This window comes from Streptomyces sp. NPDC054783, from assembly GCF_053611725.1.
Map to the genome: position 1 here is coordinate 1 of NZ_JBSHAY010000011.1, position 24,618 is coordinate 24,618.

Below are 24,618 nucleotides of genomic sequence, written 5' to 3' on the forward strand. Positions count from 1 at the left end.
GGCCCCGTCAGATCTGACGGGGCCTGCTGCCGTCCGGGTCGCATCCTCCGGTGCCTGCCGCCACGGCGAGGGCGCGAGGGGTGATGGACCGGTTGTGCCCGCGTACGCGGGTGCCGTCCGATCGGTAGTAGGGACGGACATAGGTCGTCGGTCCGGTGGGGACCGGGCGGGGCCGTGGCACAGGAGTGGGACGCGGGGTGGCATGTCGGGGTGCCGTATGGGGCTGGGTGGCGCGGGGCCGGCTGCGGCGGTTGTGGCCTTTGACGTAGGTGCCGTCGCGGCGGTAGTGGGGGCGTACGTAGGTCACGGGCGGTCCTCGGCGGTGAAAGGGGCAGTACCCCGCAGGCGTGGGCCGGGTGTTCCTCGGCTGAGCATTCGACGGTGGCGGCCGGCACTGACAATCCAGGGCGGCCAACTCAACGACGGTGCACACCGGGTGGGCAGCAGCCAGCGATTTTCGGACGGGTGATCGCGACATTGGTCCCGCTGTCAGTGCCGAGCGCGGGCACAGAAGCGGCGGAGAAGCAGAGATCGCAACTGGCGACTGCCGTAAGCCCTGGTGCGTGTGATGGCTCGGGGGACGGCGGCCACTTGCCCGAGGTGCCGAGGTGCAGGGGTCTCGTCGGGCGTGGGGCACGCTTCTGGTTGAGTGAGCGCTTTCGCCGACTCTGCCTAATACACCAGTCAGAAATCGTGTTCTGCGCTGGTTCTTCTTCGGTAGTGGCAGCAGCGGGCGATGGCTTGGTGGTGTCTGCGCCAGTGGGACCAGTTCAGTGTGTGCTGTCGTCGGTCCTGGTGGGGTCTGGGGTGGGGCAGGAGAGTGTCCAGCAGGCGCCGGATCTCTGCCACGGTGAGGGGGGATGAGGCTGGTGGTGTCGTTGTTGCTGCCCTCTGTGCGGTGTCCAGGGCCCGGGCTGCGAGGACAGCGAGGAAGGCGTGGGCGAGCACGACCAGGGTGATGTGGCGATACCAGCCCACGTAGCGTCGGACCTCGTATTCGTCCAGAACGCACCGGTTCTTCGCAGCGGCTGAAGGTGGCGTTGTGCGGTTCCAGACCGACTCGGAAGGGCTTCACTGGGCCGTGGGGCGGGTCAGCGCCTCCGGCAACTGCACGATTCGCGTTGTGCCTGTTCCTTCCGGCCCGCTGGGATGCAGCCCCCAGCCAGTTCATCACCATCTTTCCAGAGTCGGGCTCGGTGGCGAGGTCGTCAGTGCAGACTTCCCGGTGGTGGCCTTCAACGCGCCAGCCGGTGGCGACTTCCACGGGACCAAGGCCCTCCTGACCCAAGGACAACGGGATGGATGGTGGCACTACGAAGTCGGCTGTGCCACCGATGAGTGGTGGAACGCCTGATCTTCGCGCGCTCCGAGAGGGCCGTCCTTCGGGGCGGCCAACCTTCGATGGGCACGCGCCTGAGGTTGGCTGACGCAGGACAGTGGGCCGCCACGGCGACGGGTGCGGCCACCATCGATCATCCCGAGTTGTGTGGACCAACGATGAGACGGTGGCCGCAGGTCCCGGCACAGGTCCCGCCCGATGGCAGGAGGGATTCGAGGTGGCCACGGGCCGGGTCGCGAGCCGGTTCGCCCGGTACGAACCCCGCTTGCGAGCCAGGCGGTTGGCGCTGGGCCTAATGTCGGACCTGCCGCGCAAGATGGACGATCGCGGAGTGGGCCGGGGAGGCCAGCCGGTACGGCCTGCAACTGCTGTCCCGGGCCGTCTGGGACGCCGACGCCGACGCCGTCCGCGGGACGCCGACGCCGTCCGCGACGACGTGCGCGCACACATCGTCGAGCACCTCCACGACGAGGCCGCGGTGCTGGTCGTCGACGAGACCGGCGACGTGAAGAAGGGCACCCACACCGTCGCCGTCCAGCGCCAGTACACCGGCGCCGTCGGCAGGACCGAAGACGCGCAGGTCGCGGACTACCTCGTCTACGCGGGCGAGCGAGGACACGGGGCGGTGGACCGGGAGCTGTACATCCCGCACTCCTGGACGCGCGACCCGGACCGCTGCCAGGCAGCAGGGCTGGGCGAGGACACCGTCTTCGTGACCAAGCCGGAACTCGCCCGCACGATGATCGAACGGTTCCTGGACGCCGGACACCACGTGGGCTGGGTCACCAGGGATGAGGTCTACGGCGGCAAGCCGACATTGCGCGCGGCTTTGGAGGAAGTCGGCATCGACTTCGTCCTCGCGGTGGCCTGCTCGGCCCAAGGATCTGGGAAAACTCCGGTACGTCGTCGAGCAGACCTCCGCTCTGTTCCACCAGTTCAAACGCCTCGCCATCCGCTGGGAACGCAGAACCGAACTGCGCGACGCCTTCTTCTCCCCCTCTCCCCTTGCCTGCCGCCCCTCTGCCGGAGACGCATCAAGAAGCACCGGCCATGATCGTGTCAGAGCGCCTGGTTGAGACACCCCGAGGCCGCAGGGAAATGCTGCCCGCCTGCGGACGAGGCGGCGCCACCTGATTCGGGAATGCGACGGAGAATCCGCCGGTGTGAATGTTTGGACAGGCGGTAACTGTTCCGTGGCCCGTTGGAAGTGCGAGAGCGGATATGCTCTGGGCCGAAGCGCGGACACCCAGCGAGGGGTGGGGGATGCAGATCAAGCCACGCCAACAACTGCTTGATATATGGCAGGCGGTGTCACGCCATTTGTTCGAGAGCGGTGATTGGTACTGGGGTGACGGGGGAGGCCTCAGCAGTGTCGCCGACGCCGAGCGGCTGTTGTGCCTGATGTATCCGGCCACGGAGATTGCCGCATTCCGGCTGGACGACCCTGACACCACAGAACGCGACGTGCAGACCGCGCTCAAGGACGTCGGCGGCCGGGCGGAGATTCCGGTGAAGCTGGTGCGCATCCTCGCTGAGTTCATGGAAACCTATACCGCCGAGAACGAGGGGCCCAGCTTCGCGGGCGGTCATTACTTCGACGCGTGCGACCCCGGCGAGGAACTCACCGAGGAACAGCGCCGGCTGGGCGTCGTCGACTCGTTCTCGATGTCGATCACTCTGTGCCTGGCCACCCTCGGCTTTCTCAAGGTCTACACGGGCAGGACCCGGCGCGCGGAGGTGCACACCCTCATCGACAAGCTCAGGGCCGCCACCGAGACCCGGCTCAGCTCCGCCATGGTGAGCCTGCTGCGCTCCTTCACCGTCAACGTCTTCGACCCCGACGATGCGCAGGGCCGCACCCTGTGCGATGTCCTGGGTCAGGGTCAGGTCTCCCGACGCGTCGTGGTGGAACGGTTCCAGCGACGCTTCGGAGCACTGCGCGCCACCATCTACGAGAGCCTCGTGCTGGGCGTCGACATCGCCGACCGCCTCACCGACGAGAACCAGCTCTTCGAGTGCGGGTGGGCCTGGAGTCTGGTGAAGGACTCCCCGACGGTCGATACCACGGAGTCTATCGGCCGGCAGCCCGCCGGCGTCGCCTGGCCGGTCCCGAACCTCTACTTCACCGTCGTCGCCCTCGACGGCCTGCAGGACCTGTTCTCCGAACGCACCCTTACCCTTGGCCTGCTGACCCCCGAGCAGCAGCGACTCGCCGAGGCGTTACGCCTGCGGTGGGAGATCACCCACCAGTACTGGTCCGGCATCGCTCGGTTCGGCGACGTCTGGCCGCTGGAGGACATTCCCTGGCGCACGACCGGGCAGCATCTGGAGTCCGAGTACTTCACCCTGTCCGTCGCCTCCGTCCTGGTCCACGACCTGGTACGCCGCCGCGCCACCGACGAGGACCTCACCCGTACGGTCGCGGTGATGGAGCGGCTCGCCGAGCGCGGCCGGATCAGCAGCCGGATGACCGAAGAGGACACAGCGATCACCCTGCATGCCCCGGGCGTGCGGCTGCCGCTCCCGGGCAGCGGCGACACCGGCCCTCCTATGCAGTGGACGATGGCTGATTTCTCCGCCCAGTTGCTCAAGCGGAGCATCCAACTCTGCGCGCTGTCACGGAACGTGTCCTCGCACGACCGGCTGCTGAGACTCGTCGAGCGCATCTTCGCCCACGTGTGGGAGCGGCGGATCCGCGACGGCAAGGGAGCCGGCCTGTGGGACGACATCCGGGCCGTCTACCAGAGAGTGCCGGCCGCACAGCGGCCGCCGTCCTGGAGTTTCACCGAACGAGTCGTCGAGTGCTTGGTGGCCGGCCACCGGCTCTACGGCGAGCCGCCGATCCACAGCACGGAACTGATCAGCGATGCCTCCGCACTGCTCAGCGAGGCGACCCACCTGCTCGGCAAGGAACTGCTCGAACCCACCTCGGGTCAGGACACCTCCCGCAGCCTCGCGCTGACGTCCGCCGAGGCCGGACTTGCCCGGGCACGCGAAGTCCTCGACCGGCAGCCCGGCACCTCGATCGCACTCACCCTGGGAGTTTTGGCCGAGCTCGACAGCCTGGCGCGGGGCAGGCGCGCCGCCTCCTGGGGAGAGTGAACGGTGCTCGTCTTCGCCGCTTCGGACAAGGGCGGCACCGGCCGCTCGGTCACCAGCGCCAACATCGCCTTCCGCCGTGCACTGACCGGTGACGACGTCTGCTACCTGGACTTCGACTTCGGCTCGCCCACTGCCGCAGCGGTCTTCGACGTACCGAGCGCCATGGGCGGCATCGACCAGGGCGGCCTCCACTCCTACCTCCAGGGGCAGGCACACGAGCCGGTCCGGCTCGACGTCTGGGCGCACACCGAGCACCGGGCACTCCGCCACCGGCCCGTCGGCTCCGGCAACCTGGTCCTGTTCCCCGGCGACCGCAGCGGCGGCGAGTTCGTCGTCGGCAACGACTCCGTGATCCGCTGCGTCGACCTCTTCCTGCGGCTCCACAGCGAATTCGACGTGGTGGTGGTCGACCTCAGCGCCGGCCGCAGCTATGCGGTCGACCTGGCGCTCGAGGTCACCGCTCGGCCCGAAGTGCAAGGCGTCGGCGCCCGGTGGCTCATCCACCACCGCTGGACCCGGCAGCATGTGATCGCCGCCTCTGGTTTCGCTTTCGGCCCCCGCGGCATCCTCAGCGGCGGCGTCGATCGCGGTCACGACTTCGAGCAACTGCGGGGCAGCATGCGCTTCGTGCGCGCTGCCGTGCCCGACCTCGAGACGCCGCCGTGGTCCTTGGCGCCGGTCGCCCAGTACGCGTGGATGAGCACGTGCGACCAGGACCTCCGCCGGCTCGCTGCCGACCGTGACGTCGGCTACACCGCGATCCTCGGCTCCGTACCGCTCGACCCCGTGCTGCAGTGGCGCGAACAGCTGATCACCGACGAGGACGTGCTCTCGAGCCGGGTCGCCGGCCTGGAGACGCTGAAGGCATTCCAGGACCTGGCTGAGAAGCTCACCGACGATGACGTCTGGGGGATGTCGTGACCGAAGCCGGAACCGGCGCCGTCTTTCGGGAGACGACCGCCGAGTCGCGCACCCAGGCGGTGCCCCTCGCCCACGTGTCACTGGAACTCGGCCACCTCTATACGGAGGACTTCGAGGCGGGTCCGGAACGGCTGCGCGCGCACTTCGCCCGGGTCCGGCCGTGGGCCGACACGGCGCGTACGGTCGCCGCCGGCGGACGCAGGCCCCGGGTCAGCACCTGCTTCCTCGTGGACGAATACTGCACCCGCTTCTCCACTCCCGCCGCACTCCTTCCCGTCGTGCTCGCCGAGGCCGAACACGCCGGGCTCGTCATCGACTACCTGGCCCGCGAGTCCGGCTGCGCCGTCGCGGACGGCGTCCCCGTAGCCGAGGGGGTCAAGGCCCGTGTCGTCGAGTCGCCGCCGCCTGGCAGCGACGGTTCCCGGCCGCCGGTCGACCAGACCGGCTGGCTCGCCAACGGCCGCCGAACCCCCGGCGTGCGGACCGCGGAGGCGATGGCCGACGCCACCGTCTGGCAGCCGCCCGCCGAGACCACCGCCCGGCGGCACTCGATCTTCCTCGACGCCGAGCTCTGGGACGAGCCCAGCGGCCGGCGCGTCTGGTCGTGCGCATTCCTGGCCGCCGTCTGGCAGCTGGCCCGCCTCGGACTGCTGCGGCACTTCGGCGAACCCGTCCTCCAGCCCGTGCCGTGGACGGCCGGCGAGGACTTCCCGGGCGACTGGGACGCGCTGCCGCCGCTGATCCAGCTCAACCCCTCCGCTGCGCCCTTCTCCGCCTACCGCACCTGTTCCGTCCTGCCGTCCCGCCTCCTGCCGGTCGAGCATGCGGTACGGGTCGTCCTCGATCAGGTGAACGTCGAGCCGCAAGCTCTCCGCCAAGTCGCCGAGCGCGCCTCCCTCGAGGGCCTTCCGGTACCCGAGGAGATCCCCGACCGCATCTCCTACGTCTTCCACGAGGGGCCCTGAGATGGCCAGGGACGCGAACACCGGTGAGCTGACCGAGCAGAGTCCGGAGCCGGTCCTGGTCTTCGGCGAGGTGCACACCTGCCTGCTGCCGCACTCCCAGGCACTTACCGGGCGCGTCGCCGCCGACCTGTTGCGATTGGGGGCGGACGAGCACGTCCGGCTCTCCGAGCGGCCCAACCTGTACGTCCGGTCGCCCGACGGGATGACCGGCGTGGACTGCCACCTGCCCACCGCCTCCGGCGCCAAGGTCCGCGCCGTCGGCACCGTCACCACCCGCGCCACCCTCACCGAGGGCCGGCTGCTCCAGGCGGGCGCCCTCTGCGCGGTCACGGCCGACGGCCCCCACCGCCGCCGCTGGGGCCACTACCTGGCCCGCCCCGGCGTCGTCGAGACGTTCGGCACGCTCCCCGGGCGGGATGTCGCCGACGGCTGCCTCAACGACACACGCCGTCCCGGTGACCTCGACCTGGGAGCGATCGCCGGCCGTACGCTCGGCCGGGTACTGCGAGACCGGGCACTCGACAAGCAGCCGCCCTTCAAGTCCCAGGTCACTCGGCTGCGTTGGGTCGGGTTACAGGTCCCGGACGGCGAGGGTCCGTCCCTGGCGAGCTTCACCCTGGCCGGGAACGGACTGCGAACCGCGGAGCTTCGGCTGCCGGCGGGAATCGCCGCAGACGCCGCCGCGGGGCTCTGCCATGACCTCACCCTGCACGACTGGCTGCTCACGACGCTCCTCAGGATGGTCGAGCGCAGCCTGCTCGGCTCGATCGACGGGCGGGACGCGCTGGCGGCGCTGCGTCCCGCCGTCGACCATCTGATGCATCTGTGGATGCCGGCAGCGCGCGCGGACCGGGTCCTCCGCCCGCTGTGGGAGGCGCTGGAGCGGGAACCCGGATTCACCAGGCAGTGGCTGCTCCTGGTCCAACGAATCAGGGATCAATTGGCCTTGCAGACCGCCGCGCATCTGCAGCCCTGACCGCTTTCCCATGGGTGCGGACGCGCACGATCCCTCCAGAGGAGGGCCACGACACATGGCCGGATCGTCGAACACGCCGGACGCCGCGGCGCCTTCCGCTCCGCACCACCCGCCGATTCTGCTCAGGACACTGGTCGCCGTGCTGGTCGGGGGAGCCTGCTATCTGCTCACCGGCCTCTCCGGGCAGCCTGCGGTCTGGAAGCTGACCGTCTCGGCCCTCGCGGGCGGCGCGCTGCTGATCATCCAGTTCATGACCGGCTTGGCGAGCCGGCTCGCCTCGGTCGAATGGACGCTCGCCACGCACAACTTCGAGATGAAGGAGCTGGTCGCCGACGGCTTTGCCCGCGTCAACGAGGTCACCGAGCTCTTCGGGCTGGTCGATCGTTCGGCGTTGACGCGTGACGAGGTGACCCGGTTGGTCCGCAGTGCGACCATGGTCGGGGCGGTCGCCCCGGCGATCATGGCGAACTTTGTCCGTGCGGAGGTCCTGCGGCTTACCGCACTGATGGAGAACCTCAACCTGGAGGTTGTCCACCGGGAGGGCGAGGACCACGACTGGATCACGGCCCTCACTGGATGCGCCGCCCTGACCATCGACGCCACCAGCAGCTGGGCCGACCGGGACTTCTGGGCGAGCGAGCTCGGGGCTCGGTACCTGGTGGCGCAGCGCGACGCGATCCGTCGAGGTGTGCGGATCCGGCGGCTGTTCATCGTCGAGGAGGCCGATGAGAACACCCCCGAACTGAGCCGACTTTGCGACGACCAGCAAAGCCTCGGCATAGAGGTGCGGGTGCTGTCGCTCTCGGGACTGCCGCCCATCGCCCGGATGACCGAGATCGACGACTTCGTGGTCTTCGACGAGTCGCTCTCCTACGAGATCGTCTCTGACCTGCGCGGAGTCACCGCCAGCACGCTCATCGACGTGCGCTCCTACCGGGTCATCCATCGGGTCCAGCAATTCAGGACGCTCTGGGAGGCCGGCCGGTAGCGCTGCCCGGTCTGGACGCTGTGCGACCCTGCTTGGCCATGGATGACGGGAACCCGGCGCCACTCCCAGTGCACACTTGGTGACATGCAGCACGTACAGGTGCGACATGCGGTCGAGGGCGACCTGGCGGCTATCGCGGCCCTGGAGGCGCGCGCGTTTCCCGGCCTCAGCTATCCGTACTTCGCACTGCGCCAGCTGTTCGACGTTCATGGTCACCACATGCTCGTCACCGCCGGCGCCGGAGGGCTGTACGGCTACACGCTCCTGGCCGGCGACGGCGACGGCGACGGCGACGGCGACGGCAACGGTCGGTCGTGGCTCCTGTCGCTCGCGGTCGATCGCACGCACCGGCAGCAGGGTCACGGGCGCCGCCTGCTCGACGCTGTGCTGAGCCTCGCGGACGACAGGGGACTCGGCGCGGTCTGGCTGAGCGTGGCCCCGGACAACCACCCCGCTCTGCGGTTGTACCAGGCGTCGGGCTTCCGCCTCGCCGAGCGGCGCCGCGACTACCTTGGGCCGGGTCAGGACCGCCTGGTGATGGTCCGTGCGGCGCCCCTCCGGTCCCCTTAGCCCACCAGTGGTCATCCGGCAGGCAGCCGGGCCGTCACAGCCGAGCACAATGCCCTCGCCCGGGCGTCGGTATAGCCCTGCAGGATGCCGACGGCCTCCCGCCGGTGCGATGCCGCAGCGGACGGATCGCCGGTCCGGTCCATGGCCGCGGCCAGGCTCTCCAGCGCACCGGCAACCCGCCAGTCGTCGCCGAGCTCCCGGAACTCCGCGACGGCGAGGCGGTGGAAGTGCATGGCTTCCTGCGGACGGTCCAGCGCCTGGTAGGCCAGCCCGGTCATGTCGAGCGCCGTCCCCTCCATCGCCTGGTCACCCAAGAGTCTGCCGATCGACGCGGCTCGCTGGAGCGCGGCCAGTGCGTCTTCGGCTCGGCTTGCCGCGAGGCAGATCCGCCCGAATTCGAGCTCGCATTGGCCTTGGTAGATGACGTTGCGGGTCTCGTACGCCATGTGCAGGGCCTGGCCGATGTGCCGGTCCGCGTCGGCCAGGAGGCCGGTCTCCCGGTCGATCGTCGCCTCCACCCACAGGCATTCCGAGCGGGCTCCGGGGCTCTCGCCGTCGTGCAGTTCCCGCAGCGTCGCCGCCACGCACTCGCGGGCTTCACTGTGGGAACCGGAGTCGAGCAGCGCCTCGGCACGCCCGATGAGCCCCCACACGATCCACAGACGCAGCCGCAGCCCTCGGGCGATATCCAGTGCCTCCTGGTAAGACACCAGGGCTTCGTCGAGCCGACGACCCAAGCGAAGCGCATGCCCCAGCATGACCAGGGCGGCAATCGTCTGCCACGCGTCGTCGACCTGACGGGCAGCGGCCAGCGCGGCACGGCTGTGGTCGACGGCCTCCGCGACACGGTGCGCCTGCCGGTGCGCGATGCTCATGCCGAGGAGAGTCACGGCCTGGCCGAGCAGATCCTCGGATCGCCGAGCCGCCAGCAACGCCTGTTCGGCCATCGGCAGCCAGCCCTGTACGGGATGCCGGTCCAGGAAAGGCGTACGCAACAGGGCGGGCAGTTTCCACGCCACTTCGTGGAGGCCGGCCTCGGCCGCGGTCCTGCTGACCGCTATCAGGTTGTCGGTCTCGGCGGTGAACCAGGCCATGGCCCGCTCGTAGTCCGACACGTCCGGAAGCCCGGGCAGGTCAGCCCGCGCATGATGTACATGCCAATCGTCGGCGTACTGCGCGTCGTGCACCGCGGCAGCCGCCGCCATCGCCTCCAGGTACCACTCGCACAGCCGCCGCAACGCGGATTCGCGGCCTTCCGGTGTCTCGTCGTTCACCGCCTGCTCGAAGGCGAAGGCCCTGAGCAGGTCGTGGAACTGAAAGCGGTCGTAGGCGGACGCGGAAATCAGATGTGCGGCAGCCAAGGAGTCGAGCAGCCGCCGTCCGGTGACGGTGGAGACGCCTGCCAGGGCCGCTGCGGCGTGGACCGAGAAGTCCGGCCCGGGGTGCAGGCCCAGCAGCCGGAACATGCGGGCTGCCTCGCTGCCCAAGGCACGGTAGGACCAGGCGAACACGGTGTGCACCGCATCGCTGTCGTCCTCCTCGTCAGCCGACAGAGCTATCCAGAGGGAGGACTCGTCCTGCAGATCACTGATCAGCTCGCTGAGCGGCATGTGCGGCCTGGCTGCCGCCCGCTCGGCCGCGATGCGCAGCGCCAGGGGAAGGCGGGCACACAGACGGGCGAGCTGGATCAGTTCGGACTCCGAGTCCGGGCCGCGGTGCCCCCGGGTGCTGCCCCGTAACAACCGCACGGCCTCGTCCTCAGCGAGAACATCCAGGTCCAGCCGGTGCGCGCCGTCCCGGGCCACCAGTCCGGACAACCGGTCACGACTGGTCACCAGCACCATGCAGGAGGCGGTCCCGGGTAGCAGGAGCCGCACTTGGCGTACGGCCGCGGCATTGTCCAGCACGATGAGCATGCGCCGCCCGGCCAGCAGGGACCGGTAGAGCGCGGCCTTGTCCTCGGGGTCGTCGGGGATCGCTCCCGGAGCGACCCCCAGCGCGCGCAGGAACCGCTCGAGCGCCTGATCAGCGGTGACGGGCGGTCCCGCGTCGTAGCCTCGGAGATTGACGTGCAGCTGGCCGTCGGGGAAGCGGTCCTTGACCCGATGCGCCCAGTGCGTCGCGAGGGAGGTCTTGCCGACGCCGGCGGTGCCGGCGATCGTCGAGATCACAACGGTCTGCGAGCCCTCGGCGCCGCGGGCCAGGATGCCGTCGAGGCTGTCGAGAGCCGCCTCTCTTCCGACGAATCCCCTCACGTCTGCGGGAAGTTGCCGCGGACTCGGCCCAAGGGCACGGTCCGCGTGGTGGAAGTGGATCCCACCAGTGACGTCGCGCGCCTGGACCACGTCCCAGGCGTGCCCGGACAACTCGGAGCGAGTCGCCCCGGACCGGTCGGGACCGCGATCGCTCCGCTCTTCGGTGCCCCCCATCGGCACGGCCTCTCGCTCGCAGGCAGCTGACCACCGCTCACACGGTCCTCCCAGTCAACCAGCTGTTCCGGCCATCCGCTTTAGTATGCACAGTATTTGACGGACCGTCGATCTGGATGCGATCCGAGCGATTCCCTAATCTGGAGCGGTGGCGGTCTCAGCAGATCCTGAGGTCATTGTTGTCGGGTGCGGGGTGGCGGGGCTGACGACCGCACTGGTGCTGTCGGAGGCGGGGCGAGCGGTGACCGTCGTCTCCGACCGCGAACCCCAGCGTACGACGTCCGCGGTCGCCGGGGCCCTGTGGGGGCCGTACGTCTTCGATGATCCCAGGGTGCTGGACTGGAGCCTGCACAGCCTGCCGGACCTGACGGCGATCGCTGCCGATCCGCGGTCCGGCGTCCGCATCACCCAGGGGATCGAGGCCTCGCGCAAGCCGGCGGAGTCACCCGCCTGGCTGCGTTCCGTGAGCGGATTCGCCACGTGCGGCCCGTCCGAACTACCGTCCGGCTTCGGATGGGGGTGGACCTACCGAGCCCCGGTCTTCGACATGCCCGTCTACCTCGACTACCTGATGGGCCGTCTTGTCGCGTCCGGGGCCAACCTTCGATTGTTGGACAGTCCACTGCGCGACCTGGGCCAGGTGCTGGACATCGCTCCGGTGGTGGTCAACTGTGCCGGACTGGGGGCCAGGGATCTGGTGGGCGACCAGGAAGTGGCGCCGAGCTGGGGCCAGTTGGTGATCACGGAGAATCCGGGGATCGAGGGATTCTTCTCGGACTTCCCCGAGAGCGAGGACCCCACCTACTGGATCGCCCACCCCGACCACGTCGTCCTGGGCGGGATGGTCAGACACGGCAGAAGCGACCTGCGGCCGGACCCGGAGGCCGCCGAGCGGATCGTGGCGCGCTGCGCCACCGTCCTGCCCGCACTCGGCCACGCCGAGGTCAGGGAACTCCGGGTCGGTCTACGGCCGGTGCGGCCGCGCGTACGGCTGGAACGCGGCAGCCACCATGGCGCTCTCGTGGTGCACAACTATGGTCACGGAGGCTCGGGCGTCACACTGTCGTGGGGTTGCGCGCGGCAGGTTCAGTCCCTGATCGATTGAGGAGAGGAATGCCGTGTCCCTGTCCCTGCCGCTGGACGCCGAGCGCTACCACCCGGACCCGCGAGAACCCGTGGACCGCTGGTTCCAGACGGCGAGTGCCTCCAACGTCCGCACGACGATGGAGGTCGTCGCCGACCTCGTGGGCCCGTCGTGTCGCGCCGTCGTCGATCCCTTCGCCGGCGGAGGCAGTTCAGCGACGGCGGCCCGGCTGATGAACCTGCCGTTCTTCGGGATCGAGATCGACCCTGTCCTCGCCTGCGTCAGCCTGGCGAAGAGCCGGGCCACCGTCCGCCATGCCCGGATGCTCCGGCGACTACCGCCCATCCGCGACCTCGAGAGCTTGCTGTCGGTGCTGGCGATGCTCCCCACGTGCGGCAGCGCCGACGAGGTGGCCGTCGCGTCCTGCCTGGCCGTCGTGCTGGCGCTACGGGCTTCGCGAGGTACTTCACTCGGGTACGAGGAGGTCACCGGCGATCTCGCGCGCCAGCGGCCCCCCGCTGCCACCAGCCGGCTGGTGTGCGCCGACGCGACAGCCCCGGCCGGCTGGCGCGACCTGCCAGTCCCGGAGGAGGGCGCCGTTCTGTACACCTCGCCGCAGTTCGGACGGCGGTCGCCGCTGCTGGACGCCCCGGCGCGGCTGACCGCGTCGGCTCGCGACGTTCTCGCCGCCGCCGGGGCCGACCACGGGCGCGAGGCGGCCCCGAAGGATTCGGGCTTCGCCGGAACCACCGTGGCCATGCTGCGTCAGGCGGCCGCGATGATGCGGCGCGCGACGGTGGTCATCGAGCACGAGCCTGACGACGACGGACACGACGCGACGGGGGAGGCCCTGGAACTGGCCGCCGCGGCGCTGCCAGGACGGGTGCACGATGCACGGGTCATCGTCTGCGGACAGTTCACCTGGCGTGGGCCACTGTCCCTCGTCGTCTTCGATCTGCGGTGAGGATGCGATGACGCTTCGCCGGTCAGCGGTTCGCCTATGCCCGGCCGAGGCGATGACGGCGGTCAGGGGCCGCATGCCACAGGAGGGCACATGAATGAGCAGCCAATCGTCCTGGTGACCGGAACGGCCGCGGTGCCGTCAGAGGCTCGTCGCCTGATCGCCGACCGTGGGTTCGCACTTCGGGAGGTCACCGACGACCACTTGGGCGGGGAGGACCTGCATGCGGCGCTCGATGGCGTCTCCGGGTACCTGATCGGCGGATACGAGGAGCCGGAGCCTGCCCATTTCGAACGAGCCGCGGCCCTGGAAGCCGTCGCGTTCGTCGGCACCGACTTTTGGAGCTACGTGCCCGGCTGGCGCACGGCGTACGACTTGGGGATAGCTTTCGCGAACACACCGGGCGAGAACGCGGCCTCGGTCGCGGAGTTCACCGTCCTGCTCGCGCTCACCCTGGCCCGTCCGTTCACCGACGCCATTGTGAGAACCCCGCATTCCCCGGCCGACCCGATTGCCACGGGGTCGCCTCCCGAGGGCCGCGAGCTGGGCGGTCGGACCCTGGGAGTGGTCGGAGCAGGACGGATCGGGGCACGCGTCGCCACGATCGCCCAGGGACTCGGCATGAGCGTGCTGTACACGTCCCCGCGGCGCAACCAGGCGCTCGAGGCCGCCATGGGCATCGCGTACACCGATCTCGAGGGCCTCCTCTCCCGGTCCGACGTGATCAGCCTGCACCGCCCGGGGCCGGCTGCGGACGAACCGCCGATGCTCGGCAGACGGGAGCTGGCGATCTGCAAGGACGGCGCCTTGCTGGTGAACACGGGCCATCACGACCTCGTCGATCCTGTGGCGCTCGCCTGGGCCATCGAGCGCAGGAACCTCCGGGCCGCAGTGGACGGCCTCGGACCTGGCGACGCCTGGGCCGCGCTCAGGGCACTTGGCCCGGAACGCTTCCTGTCTGTCCCTCAGATGGGCTTCCGCACCAAGGACGCGGGGCTGCGCGCCGGTCGGCGCGCCGCCCGCGCAGTGTGCGACGTGCTGTCAGGGACCTGCTCCCCCGATGTCACCAACCCCGACTTCCGCGAACGGCGGGCAGCCGTGCAGCGCGGCAGCGAGTAATGCCGGGGGCCGAGGCGGGCGGAGCTGCCGGGCTCAGCAGGGCGCGAACGGCTTGGTCTGGTAGGGGAGGGCGGCCTCCGCGCTTGCGGGACCCCGCGGCAGAGACCTGGCGTACGTCCTGTGCAGCCACCGGTCGTGGCCGTCCCAGCGCGGTGTGAACGCCGTGCGACCGTGGACGACGCGCGCGTTGTCCAGGATCAGCAGGTCACCGGGGCGCATCCGCACCGTGTCGGTGACCTCGTCCAGCGCCTCGGACAGCGCCTGCAGGGCTCGACGGGCCGATGGGTCGCCGGGCTCCAGCAGATCGCGGTCGAAGGCGAGCCGGGGCTCAGCGGGAACACCGTCGACGACCAGCACGTGAGCCTGCGGGCTCGATCCGTCCGTGTGGCGGAAGGCCAAGTCCGTGCCGCATGCCATACGGCGCTCTCGCAGGATCTCCAGCTCGGCGGCCCCGAGCAGCGGCAGTGCGGCCCGGGCGGACGCCACGGTTGTCCCGGCGGCGCCGTCATGGTCCGCGCGTGAACACGCGAGCAGTAGGAAGTCCGGCCGCCACCGGTGGTAAAGCATTTCCGAGTGCAGGGCCAGAGGAGTGGTCGAGCTCTGTGCCGACAGTGGATGGGCATTCGGCGACGGATAGATGTCCTGAAGCAGGCTGCCCGAGTGCAGCTCGCGGTAAGCGGTGGGCACGCCCATTGCCGTGCACACCGCCAAGAGCCAGCCTTCCATGGCAAGCAGCGGGCGCTCGACCGGGGCGGGACTGCTGTCAGGCGTACTCGGCAGCGCGCCGTGTGCGCAGGGAAGATCCGTCACGTGAAGATAGCCATGGCCGTCCTGTCCCGATCTCAGCGCCTCCAAGTGTTCCAGAAGCGGGCCTGGCAGCTTGGCGGCCATCTTGGCTGCGGCGCGGACGAACGCGGCGACGCCGTGACGCGGCATCGCGGGCAAGTCCACGGGCAGGTCGTCGAGTTCGTCGTGCCAATTGCCGCACGATATGTGTACGGAACGCCCGGTACCCATGGCCCGTCACTCGGCTCCCCGCGGCACCAGGGAGTCGTAGAACCGGCAGCGCGCGTCGAGCGCCGCGCTGACGCCGTACTCGATGTCCGCCCTGTTCGAGGGGACTTCCGCGGCAGCGTCGATCAGCGACTCGAGGAGTTCGGTGTGCCGTGTGTCGGCTTTCATGTTCTCGGTGAAGTACGAGAGGTCGGCCGCCGGGAAACGGGACCGGACGGCGGCTTCCAGCGGGCGGAATTCGGCGAGCGACAGGTACTCGTTCGCGTAACAGAAGGCTCCCACGCCTCGCCACGCGCTCGACGTCGTGAGTTCGCGCTGCGTCTTGAGGAACGCAAGCGTCCCGTCGGTCGGAGGGCAGTCGAGTCGCTCCCTGTCGACTCCCATCGACTCGAGCAGGTTGTCGAGCAGCACGGCGTGGGCCTGGTCGGGGTTTCCCTCACCGAACTCCTCCCACAGGTTCTCGGCGAGCACCGTCCTCATGCGGAAGTCATCGGCGCTCGAGATCAACAAACCGATGGACCGGGGAAAGGCGTACGACACGTGGCGTTCCTGAAGCCCCCAGGCGACGAGATGCTCGGCATCGGCCCTGTCGGAGGCCACCAACGCGAGGAACGGGTGGTGAAGTACCCTGTGCTGGTCCACGAAGCTCCGCAGGTGTTGCGACGTTGCGTACATGGCGTCCACCTCCGCAGTATCCAATCGGCTCAGCCTTGGGTCGACGGCGTCTCCGCTCCAGGGGCGGGTGGCGGTGGAGGCGGAGCGGGTGTGTTGAAGGTCAAACCGGAGAAGTCCCGCCCTTGCACCACATGCCCGTACTGGGTGCCGCCGCTGACCGTGTTGTGGACGTCGCCGTCGCCGGTTCGCGCAAATTTCGCCTGTTCAAGCCACTGCCACAGGTCGGCGGAGAACTCCGGATCCACCGCGGCGCGCGTCGCCAGTGCGGTGCACAACGCCCGTGCGCGCGCCGTATCCCCGGGCTCCTCCTGAAGCCGCATCAGCTCCGCCTCTCCGGTGCTGACAGCCGCAGCCGGCGCGGATGCGTCGTGGCCATGCCCGAACGGGCGGCGTACCAGCGAGGTGAGCGCCACCCACGCCTGGTGGCCCAGCGCACCGCCGGCGCCTCCTGCCAGTTCCGCGAGCAACGCCGCCGACACCGGATCCATGCCCCCACCGCCCTCAGCGCGCCCTGCCCGACCAGGACTGGACACGTTACCCGCCCGGCCATGCTTCACGGGAGGTAAGTGCGGAATTGGTGCATACTGTGGCCGCTCACCAGCCGCCCCGCGCAGCGGACCTGCTTGTCCGGGTCCAGCACTGCATCCTCGGGGGGCGGTGCACGTGTCCCATCGGCAGGGCGAAGCCCAACTCGCCGCGGCGGGTCTTCCGTTCAGCCGGGCCAACGATTTGCTGCTGCGGCAGGGTGCGCAGCCGGTGGACTGGCGATTGCCGTAGGGCAAGTTGCGCGTGATGGCTTGGAGGGCGGCGGCCTCCCGCCAGGGGTGCTGGACTCTCGCTGGATGAGCTCTGGATGGGCGAGAGTCTTCACCGACCGTGCCTCAGAGGGCCGTCGACATGTCCTCGATGACCTCGCACGTGGAGTGCGTGGCTGTTTTGGAGCCTGCCGCAAAGGGGCTCTGACCCGCGTCTTCTTCACATTCCGTTGCCGCATCCAAGTGCGCTGCACCTGTTTCCCGAAGTCCACCGCGTGAAGCGTTTCGCAGGGGCAGTGTGTCTCACCTGCGGTTTCGAGTAGCGGGACGCGGGTGGGAGGTGCTTCCACCATCTCGCGGAGGCGGTTGGGGAAACGGCGCGCTACCTGGTTCGCCAGAGTACCCTCGCCTCGTCTGCCCGGAGCACGACCCCGACTACGCCATCGGTGCGCTGCCGAGATGGGGACCGTGGCGAAGGCTGCGGAGGCTGCGGTTCGATGATCGGCGAGGTGGGCCGGCTCGCCGGGGCTGAGCCCCCGGTGCTCCGGCGCTACGACGCCCTCGACCGGGTGCTACCGACTAGTCGCTGCTGCCGTACGGCCAGGATGTCCGCAGGGTCTTTCACGTGGAGGGCCTGCGGTCGCTCGGGTTTCCCGCTCAGGCGGTCGGGCGCACGTTCGAGGACCGGTCTTCACACCGTCCGCTTTGTCAGGAAGACCGTTCGGAGCGGGAACAGAGGCTGTTCGAGCGGCTCCGCGCTGTCGATGTGCCGGCGGCCACCGCATTCCGCTCGCAGGTGCTGCGTCAGCCGCTCGTGCCGGCGTCGTCATCGTCATGCGGAGAGCTCCGCTGCCTCCCGCTGCCCGGAGAGGAGTCGTCCCCTTGCTCTCCCAGCAGTTGAAGGAGTGCGGCATCCGCCCTTTTCTGATCTTCCTTCGTCAGCTCGACCGGTGCGTTGTTGTAGACGGTGTAGCGATCCGGATCGATGATGTTGGCGGCCCGCAGGGTGAACGTCAGCAGGCGGCGCCACCCCTTGCGGTGGCCGACTCTCGCCTGCAGCTGGACCTTGTAGTCACGAGGTTCCGGCATGAACCCGGAAAACGGTGCCTCGAACTCGATGAAGAGTTGTTGCGCTTCTCTGCCGGGCACAACGAATCCGGCCGGCAGCTTCGCATCCTCGTCCGGCCCCGGCTGGAGGCGAGACGGTGAGGACACCCACAGCAGCGGCAGGTGAGAAGCGGGCTCGTCAGGGAAGGTCAGGATGAGGTCCTGTACGACTATCGGCTTGGGGCCGGTGTTGTGAAGGACGAGCGGGAGCCGCAGGCGGGCCGTGGAAGAGTGGACGATCGCTGCGAAGGCGTGCGGCTCCCAGGTCTTCAGCCGCCCTTGTCTGGCGTTGAGCCACCAGAACGACGCCACGGTGAAGAGCAATGCGCAGACCGACACCACGCCAGCGCCTGTGAGCGATGAGGACGCGGCCTGATCGGTCGCGGTCATCAACGGAACCACAGATTCAGTGTGCCAGCACCGGCGTGGGCTCGCTAACAGGACTCAGGGTCCTCTGCCGCCTGCGCGCAGCGGCCGACGGGCACAACGGTCCTGCCCGTCGCAGGTGGCAGCTACGACGCCCAGCCAACGTCACGAGCTGGAACCGGCAAGGAGCACGAGATACCAGGCGACCAGTGCGGCGCACATCACCGCGGGGACGAGTTTGGGCATCCCGTCTCCCTTGCGCACGTGCGTGGTCACAGCACCGGCGAGCAGCATCAGCAGGCCGAGGCCGGCCAGCTCTCCGAACAGCGGCAGGACTGGGCCGATGGCCACGCCGATGGCGCCCGCCAGCTCCAGTGCACCGATCACCCGGTAGGAGGCGGTGGTGAAGCCGGCATGGTCGGCCAGCTCGGGCATCGGACCGAGCGCCATGATCTTGGCCACGCCCAGCAGGGCGAAGATCAGCACGATGAGACAGGCAAGGGCGGCGGAAAGGCTCATGAAGCGTCCTTGACGGTATGCGGGTGACGGGCGTGGCGGCGTTGAGCTCCCAGGTCGGCGAAGTAGGCGACCAGGTCCGGGTTGTCGACCGCCGAGGGATTGAGGACCTGCTCGGCGGGCGCGCCCTGGAGGAGGCGCTTGACCGGGACCTCGAGTTTCTTGCCTGTCCTGGTGTGCGGAATGGCCGGCACGGCGAGGATCTCGTCCGGGACGTGGCGGGGCGAGGCGCCGGTACGGACGGCGTCACGGATCTTCTCGCGCAAGGCGTCGTCCAGCGTGACACCAGGCGCGGGGACGACGAACAGGGGCATCCAGTAGCCGCCGTCGGGTTCCTCCGCACCGATGACGAGGGCCTCGGTGATCTCGGGGAGTCGCTCGACGATGTCGTGGATGTCGGCACTGCCCAGGCGTACCCCGTTGCGGTTGAGGGTGGCGTCGGAGCGGCCGTGGACGATCACCGAGCCGTGGGAGGTGTGGGTGATCCAGTCGCCGTGCCGCCATATGCCCGGGTACGCGCCGAAGTAGGCGTCGCGGTAGCGGCTGCCGTCGGGGTCGTTCCAGAAGTACAGCGGCATGGACGGCATGGGGCGGGTGACGACCAGTTCGCCGACCTGGTCGACGACCGGCCGTCCAGCGCCGTCGTACGCCGCGAGCGCCACGCCGAGGTTGGGGGCGGACACCTCGCCCGCCCAGACGGGGGTCGTGGGGGCGCTGCCGGCGAAGGCCGAGACGACGTCGGTGCCGCCGCTGGTGGAGGCCAGTTGGATACCGGCGCCCACGTGGTCGCGGACCCAGGGATAGGCGGAGGCGGGCAGGGCGGAGCCGGTGCTGCCGATGGCCCGGATGGCCGACAGGTTGTGCTCCGAGGGTTCGATGCCCAGCTTGGCCATGGCCAGCAGGTACTGGGGGCTGGTGCCGAAGACGGTGACCTTGTGGCGGGCCGCCAGCTGCCACAGGACGTCCGGGCGTGCCACTGGGGCGGGGCTGCCGTCGTAGGTGCAGGTGGTGGCGCCGGTCAGCAGGGTGGAGACGACCAGGTTCCACATCATCCAGTGGGTGGTGGTGTACCACAGCAGGCGGTCTCCCACGCCCAGGTCGCAGTGCAGGGCGAGGATCTTGAGGTGTTCGAGCAGGACGCCGCCGTGGCCGTGGACGATGCCCTTGGGCAGGCCGGTGGTGCCGGAGGAGAAGACGATCCACAGCGGGTGGTCGAACGGCACCGGCGTGATGGTGAGGTATTCGGTGCGGGTGGCGGCGTCTTCCCAGGGCACCGTCAGGCCGGTGTGCTGGGTCTCGGGCCAGGTGAGGCCCAGGTGGTCCACGAGCACCGTGGCCTTCAGAGTGGGAAGGGCCCCGGCGAGGTCGAGCGAGGCTGCGCGGCGGTCGTGGCGGGTGTCGTTGAAGAGGTAGCCGTCCGCGGTGACGAGCACCGTGGGTTCGAGCTGGGCGAAGCGGTCGGCTGCGGCCTTCGGGGCGTAGTCCTGGCCGCACACCGACCACACCGCGCCCAGGCTGGCGGTGGCGAGGAAGGCGATGACGGCGTGGGGGGTGTTGGGCAGGTAGCCCACTACCCGGTCGCCCTGGCCGACGCCCAGGTCACGCAGGGTGGCTGCAACGGAAGCGACCTGGGCGCGCAGCTGTCGGCCCGTGATCTCGTAGCCGGCTCCGGTCTCGTCCAGTGCGGTGATCGCGGGTGCGTCCGGGTCCAGGTTGCGCAGCGCGTGGTGGGCGTAGTTGAGGGTGGCGCAGGGGAACCAGCGGGCGCCGGGCATGGTCTCCTCGGCCAGCACCCGCTCGTACGGAGTGGGTGCGTCGATGCCGAAGTACTCCCACACCGCCGCCCAGAACCCCTCCAGGTCGGTGACGGACCAGTGGTGCAGGGCCTCGTAGTCGCTGGGGTCCTGGATCCCTTCGGCGCCCTGGTGCCGGGCAGCCCAGTCGGCGAAATCGGCGATGCGGCTGCCGGCGGCCGTCTTCGGGTCGGGCGGCAGGAACGGTTTCGGATGCGGCGTGGGATGCGGGGTGGTCACGGTGCGGTGCTCCTCGGCAGGGGTCCGGGCCGGGCATCGGTGGTACGGCGGGCCGTGTGGAGCAGGGAGGCCCAGGCGGTGGCGTCCGGGAAGTGGCCGGTCCCGGCGGGGACGGTGTCCATCACGACGCGGTCGGGGCGTAGCAGGGCGGCGTCCGCCCGGCCGCGTGCCAGCCAGGCGGCCAGCGTGCCGTCGTCGTCCAGGTCGTCGACGTGGATCGTGGCTGCGTCAAGTGCCGTGGCCACGGCCGTCATCTGCGGGGTGGGCGGCACAGCGGTCAGGAGGGCGAAGGAGTCTGCGAGGACGTCGTCCAGGCGTATTCGCCTGCCGTCGACGATCACCCAGGGCTGCGGGCAGAAGGTGCCGGTCAGCCCGCGTCCGATGAGCCCGGGACGGCGCCGTACCAGTGGGCCGGCGGTCAGCGCGGGGCTGAGGTCGCGGCTCACCGCCGCGGTCACGCCGGGGAGGCGGCATGCCGCGCCGACGACGGCCCGGCGCAGTGCCGCGCCGCGGTCCTGTCCCCCCGTCATGGCCCAGCCGATGGCCACCGCGAGCCGGATCACATAGCGGGCGTGCGGTTTGCGCTCGCGCTCGTAGGTGTCCAAAAGCCCTTCGTCCGCGCCCTGCCGGAGAACGCGGGCAAGCTTCCAGGTGAGGTTTCGGGCGTCGCGCAGACCCGCGCACAGGCCCTGGCCGATGAAGGGAGGCGTGAGGTGAGCCGCGTCGCCCAGCAGGAAGACGCGTCCCTGGCGCCACCGGTCGGCGAGGCGGGCCCTGAAGGTGTACTGCGCCTGCCGGATCACCTCGAAGTCGTCGGCCCCCGCGGCGCCGGACGGCACGTGCACCCAGGGGGCGACCAGCTCGCGCAGGCGTTCCCGGCCGTCCGGGCCGTCCAGGTGTACGTCGGCGGGCAGCCGGAACTCCCAGCGGTAGCGGTCCTCGCCAAGGCGCATGAAGGTGGCGGGCTGGGTGGGGCAGCAGATCTGGTCGACGCCCTCCCAGGTCCGCACCGGACGGCTGGTGCGCACGTCGATGACCCGCCAGCTCTCCTCGAAGTGCAGGTCCTCCCATACGGCGCCGATGGCGTCGCGGGTGAGGCTGCCGGCGCCGTCGCAGCCAAGGACGGCATCGGCCCACACATGCTCGTCCTCGTCGCTGCCGTCGCGGCGGAAGGTGACCCGGACCGGAGCCGTCCCGTCGGTGTCCTGCGTGACGGACACGACCTCCACCCCGCCCCGCAGCTCACACTCCGGGCGGCGCGCCAGAGCGGCGCGCAGCAGACGCTCGAGGTCCGGCTGGTCGAACATGCTGGTCTGGGGGAAGCCGTGATGGCCGTGCCTGGATCGCGCGAATTCGGCGATCACGCGGTGCCGGGCGTCCAGCAGCCGCAGCCCTCGCGCCGGCCGGGCGAGGGCTGCGAACTCCTCGTGGATGCCGACACTCTGCAGGATCCGGCGAACCTCGTCGTCCACAACGACGGCGCGCGGCAGCGGGTAGACGTCCCGGTGGCGTTCGAGGAGCAGGCTGGGCACTCCGTGCCGGGCGAGCAGGAGCGCGGCCGTGACTCCCACGGGCCCCGCGCCGATGATGACCACCGGTCTCCGGTCTGCGGCGCTCACCTCGCGTCCGCCACAGCGGTCCGCTGCTCGCCCAGGTCGATGTGCCCGTCGGGGGTGGCGATGGTGGCGGTGACGAGGTCGCCGTCGCGCAGGTATCGGGGGTTCTTGGCCTGGCCGTTGAAGAACGCCTTCCACTTCAGTGCGGGCGGCAGCAGGGCGGCGATCTTCTCGACCGGTTTGGGCGGGGCCTTCAGGGCGGTGCCGCCAGGTGTGCCGGTGAGCAGCAGGTCGCCCGGGTCGAGGGTCTGGAAGCGGGCGAGCAGGGTGAGCGCCTGCGCCGGTCGCACGATCATGTCGGCGAGGGTGCGGTCCTGGCGTGGTACGCCGTTGACGTTCAGCCGCAGCCGCAGGTCGATCAGACGGGCGAAGTCCTCGGGCTCCAGCAGGGCCAGGTACGGCCCCGTCGGTGTGAATGTCGGGTAGGACTTGCTCTCGTAGAACTGGGTCTTGGTCAGCTGGACGTCGCGGGCACTGACGTCGTTGGTGAGGACGAGCCCGGCGACATACGAAGGCAGGTCCCGCTCCTCCACAACAGTGCCCACGGGCAGCGGCGCGCCCATGACGAGGCCGAGTTCCACCTCGTAGTCGAGGAAGTTCACGTGCGCGGGGCGGACGATCGTCTCGTGCGGGCCGCTGACCGAGCCGGACGCCTTGCGGAAGAAGGTGGGCGGTATGTCACCGGTGAAGCCTGAATCCTTGGCGTGGCTGCGGTAGTTGACCATCTGGGCCACCACCCGGCAGGGCGTGGTGACCGGGGGCAGTGCCACCAGGTCGGCGACGGGCGTGCCCCTCTCGCCGGAGGCGGCGGCCTCCCGCACCGCGGCCCGGTCGGCGAGCAGTTCGGCGGTGGTGACCGCCTTGGTCTCGATGCGGACGGCGCGCTCGTCCCGGACGACCCACCAGCCGTCGGGGGTGCGCAGAACGTTGGTGCTCATGAGCTCATCGCTTTCATCAGGCCCAGCAGGCGTGCGGGGTCGAGTTCGTTGTCGTCGCGCAGGGCCGTCATGACCTCGCGGAGCTTTGCGGGAGAGGGGTTGGTCCCCAGGAAGTCGCGGGTGACGGGCGGGCCCCACTGGGCCAGGCCGCTCGCCGACATCGGTGCCCATCCGGGTTCGAGGTCGCAGGAGAACAGGTCGCCGTCGGCGAAGTGCTCCAGCATGAAGCGGTCGGGGTCGCGCCAGTAGTCGAAGAGCTGGCTGCCCTGGATGTGCCGGCCGATCCCCCAGCTGCGCTGGTAGCCGCGCTCGGCCAGGTACTCCCCGCCGGCGGCGATCGCGTCGAGGTCGGTGACCTGGTAGGCGGAGTGGACGTAGCCGGTACCGGGACCGAGGTGCAGGGCGAGGGTGTGGTGGTCCACGGGCAGGCTGCCCTGGTCGCAGCGGATGAACGCCATGGTCGGCCCGCGCCCGCGCTGCCCGTCCAGGAACAGGAAGTCGGACACGATCATCCCGAGGGTGTCCAGGTACCAGTCCAGGGTGCGGGCGAACGTCCGTGTCTCCAGCACCACGTGGCCCAGGCGCTGGATGCGGGACGGCTCGCGGGGCGGGCGCTGGGTGGCGTTCGTACGGCGGCGTTCTGTGCCGGTGTTGAGGGTCAGCGGCGGCTGCTCGGGCAGCGCGGGCAGCGGTTCGCCGCAGTGCACCACCCGGACCGGGAGTCCCGACGGATCGAACAGGGCGACCGACCGACCGCCGCCGGGGACGTCGATGTCCCGGACGGTGTGTCCGACGGCCGCGGCCAGCCGGTCCACATCGGCCCGCTCGGCCGCGCGGAACGCCGGCCCGAGGAAGCGGGAGGCGCGGCCGCGCCGGATGACCATGCAGGGAGAGCCCGCGAACGTGCCGCGCAGCCAGAGTTCGTGCTGGGTGCGTGCGGCGATCGCGAAGCCGAAGTCACGTGCGAACACCTCGGCCCGGTCCAGATCCGGCTTCTCGAACTCCAGCCAGGCCAGGTCCGCCACCTTGATCACGGGGTTCCGGGCTCGCCCGGGGTGCTCGCCGCGCAGGGCGCCCTGCTCACTGTGGAGGTCTTGGTGGGGCGTCTGAGGACCGCCCTTGTCAACGGGGATGTGGGACATGG

General features: G+C 70.0%; 21 protein-coding genes and 2 pseudogenes. 12 read left to right on the forward strand and 11 right to left on the reverse strand.

The features are described from left to right. Positions 1-7: 7 nt before the first annotated feature. Positions 8-307: a hypothetical protein gene (locus ACWGJ5_RS20385; RefSeq protein WP_453311065.1), complete on the reverse strand. Its 300-nt coding sequence runs from the start codon at positions 305-307 to the stop codon at positions 8-10. A gap of 720 nt (positions 308-1,027) precedes the next feature. On the opposite strand from ACWGJ5_RS20385, the pseudogene ACWGJ5_RS20390 reads away from it, so the two are divergent. From ACWGJ5_RS20390 to ACWGJ5_RS20425, 8 genes and pseudogenes are all read left to right on the forward strand, one after another. Then, positions 1,028-1,354 (forward strand): annotated as a pseudogene (locus ACWGJ5_RS20390) (DUF4265 domain-containing protein); the annotation flags it as partial. A 202-nt stretch (positions 1,355-1,556) separates the two neighbouring features. Next, positions 1,557-2,393, forward strand: a complete 837-nt coding sequence (locus tag ACWGJ5_RS20395; RefSeq protein WP_453311292.1) for an IS701 family transposase — start codon at positions 1,557-1,559, stop codon at positions 2,391-2,393. Positions 2,394-2,602: 209 nt separating this feature from the next. Next, the gene (locus ACWGJ5_RS20400) at positions 2,603-4,441 is read left to right on the forward strand and encodes an SCO2524 family protein (protein WP_453311066.1); all 1,839 of its coding nucleotides are present in this window, start codon (positions 2,603-2,605) and stop codon (positions 4,439-4,441) included. A gap of 3 nt (positions 4,442-4,444) precedes the next feature. Next, on the forward strand, positions 4,445-5,362 hold the full coding sequence (locus ACWGJ5_RS20405) for an SCO2523 family variant P-loop protein (RefSeq protein ID WP_453311067.1): 918 nt from the start codon (positions 4,445-4,447) through the stop codon (positions 5,360-5,362). Next, the gene (locus ACWGJ5_RS20410) at positions 5,359-6,327 is read left to right on the forward strand and encodes an SCO2522 family protein (RefSeq protein ID WP_453311068.1); all 969 of its coding nucleotides are present in this window, start codon (positions 5,359-5,361) and stop codon (positions 6,325-6,327) included. Before ACWGJ5_RS20405 ends, ACWGJ5_RS20410 begins: the two co-directional genes overlap by 4 nt. A gap of 1 nt (position 6,328) precedes the next feature. Then, positions 6,329-7,303: an SCO2521 family protein gene (locus tag ACWGJ5_RS20415; RefSeq protein WP_453311069.1), complete on the forward strand. Its 975-nt coding sequence runs from the start codon at positions 6,329-6,331 to the stop codon at positions 7,301-7,303. Between the two features lie 55 nt (positions 7,304-7,358). Further along, positions 7,359-8,291: a hypothetical protein gene (locus ACWGJ5_RS20420; protein ID WP_453311070.1), complete on the forward strand. Its 933-nt coding sequence runs from the start codon at positions 7,359-7,361 to the stop codon at positions 8,289-8,291. Between the two features lie 84 nt (positions 8,292-8,375). Then, on the forward strand, positions 8,376-8,861 hold the full coding sequence (locus ACWGJ5_RS20425; RefSeq protein ID WP_453311071.1) for a GNAT family N-acetyltransferase: 486 nt from the start codon (positions 8,376-8,378) through the stop codon (positions 8,859-8,861). Between the two features lie 11 nt (positions 8,862-8,872). On the opposite strand, the gene ACWGJ5_RS20430 is transcribed toward ACWGJ5_RS20425, so the two are convergent. Then, positions 8,873-11,116, reverse strand: coding sequence for an ATP-binding protein (locus ACWGJ5_RS20430; RefSeq protein ID WP_453311072.1), 2,244 nt, complete (start codon positions 11,114-11,116; stop codon positions 8,873-8,875). 322 nt (positions 11,117-11,438) lie between these two features. On the opposite strand from ACWGJ5_RS20430, the gene ACWGJ5_RS20435 reads away from it, so the two are divergent. The 3 genes from ACWGJ5_RS20435 (at position 11,439) to ACWGJ5_RS20445 (ending at position 14,454) form a co-directional block, all read left to right on the forward strand. Continuing rightward, positions 11,439-12,395 (forward strand): FAD-dependent oxidoreductase, encoded by a 957-nt coding sequence (locus ACWGJ5_RS20435; protein WP_453311073.1) that lies wholly within the window; start codon positions 11,439-11,441, stop codon positions 12,393-12,395. Positions 12,396-12,408: 13 nt separating this feature from the next. Further along, a complete protein-coding gene (locus ACWGJ5_RS20440; RefSeq protein WP_453311074.1) occupies positions 12,409-13,338 on the forward strand; it encodes a hypothetical protein in 930 nt (309 codons plus the stop codon). Between the two features lie 90 nt (positions 13,339-13,428). Continuing rightward, the gene (locus tag ACWGJ5_RS20445; protein ID WP_453311075.1) at positions 13,429-14,454 is read left to right on the forward strand and encodes a 2-hydroxyacid dehydrogenase; all 1,026 of its coding nucleotides are present in this window, start codon (positions 13,429-13,431) and stop codon (positions 14,452-14,454) included. A 33-nt stretch (positions 14,455-14,487) separates the two neighbouring features. Here the strand turns inward: ACWGJ5_RS20445 and ACWGJ5_RS20450 are convergent, their stop codons facing one another. From ACWGJ5_RS20450 to ACWGJ5_RS20460, 3 genes are read right to left on the reverse strand one after another with little or no spacing between them, the layout of a single operon-like run. After that, positions 14,488-15,471, reverse strand: coding sequence for a TauD/TfdA family dioxygenase (locus tag ACWGJ5_RS20450; RefSeq protein ID WP_453311076.1), 984 nt, complete (start codon positions 15,469-15,471; stop codon positions 14,488-14,490). A gap of 6 nt (positions 15,472-15,477) precedes the next feature. Next, positions 15,478-16,143, reverse strand: coding sequence for a TenA family transcriptional regulator (locus ACWGJ5_RS20455; protein ID WP_453311293.1), 666 nt, complete (start codon positions 16,141-16,143; stop codon positions 15,478-15,480). Between the two features lie 29 nt (positions 16,144-16,172). Further along, positions 16,173-16,631, reverse strand: coding sequence for a hypothetical protein (locus tag ACWGJ5_RS20460; RefSeq protein WP_453311077.1), 459 nt, complete (start codon positions 16,629-16,631; stop codon positions 16,173-16,175). A 220-nt stretch (positions 16,632-16,851) separates the two neighbouring features. Between ACWGJ5_RS20460 and ACWGJ5_RS20465 the strand changes: the two are divergent. Next, positions 16,852-16,920, forward strand: a pseudogene (locus ACWGJ5_RS20465) (uracil-DNA glycosylase); the annotation flags it as partial. A gap of 782 nt (positions 16,921-17,702) precedes the next feature. Here ACWGJ5_RS20465 and ACWGJ5_RS20470 read toward each other — a convergent pair. From ACWGJ5_RS20470 to ACWGJ5_RS20495, 6 genes are all read right to left on the reverse strand, one after another. Beyond that, positions 17,703-18,395 carry a hypothetical protein gene (locus ACWGJ5_RS20470; RefSeq protein ID WP_453311078.1) on the reverse strand — a complete coding sequence of 231 codons (693 nt, stop codon included), beginning with the start codon at positions 18,393-18,395 and terminating at the stop codon, positions 17,703-17,705. A 141-nt stretch (positions 18,396-18,536) separates the two neighbouring features. After that, positions 18,537-18,890, reverse strand: a complete 354-nt coding sequence (locus tag ACWGJ5_RS20475) for a DoxX family protein (protein WP_453311079.1) — start codon at positions 18,888-18,890, stop codon at positions 18,537-18,539. Then, positions 18,887-20,920 (reverse strand): acetoacetate--CoA ligase, encoded by a 2,034-nt coding sequence (locus ACWGJ5_RS20480; protein WP_453311080.1) that lies wholly within the window; start codon positions 20,918-20,920, stop codon positions 18,887-18,889. Before ACWGJ5_RS20480 ends, ACWGJ5_RS20475 begins: the two co-directional genes overlap by 4 nt. Continuing rightward, positions 20,917-22,539: a bifunctional 3-(3-hydroxy-phenyl)propionate/3-hydroxycinnamic acid hydroxylase MhpA gene (gene mhpA / locus ACWGJ5_RS20485; protein ID WP_453311081.1), complete on the reverse strand. Its 1,623-nt coding sequence runs from the start codon at positions 22,537-22,539 to the stop codon at positions 20,917-20,919. The genes ACWGJ5_RS20480 and mhpA overlap by 4 nt, the downstream gene beginning before the upstream one ends. After that, complete coding sequence (locus ACWGJ5_RS20490) at positions 22,536-23,474, reverse strand: fumarylacetoacetate hydrolase family protein (RefSeq protein ID WP_453311082.1); 939 nt, start codon at positions 23,472-23,474, stop codon at positions 22,536-22,538. The genes mhpA and ACWGJ5_RS20490 overlap by 4 nt, the downstream gene beginning before the upstream one ends. Further along, entirely contained in the window at positions 23,471-24,616 is a 1,146-nt protein-coding gene (locus ACWGJ5_RS20495) for a VOC family protein (RefSeq protein ID WP_453311083.1), read from the reverse strand. The genes ACWGJ5_RS20490 and ACWGJ5_RS20495 overlap by 4 nt, the downstream gene beginning before the upstream one ends. Positions 24,617-24,618 lie beyond the last annotated feature (2 nt).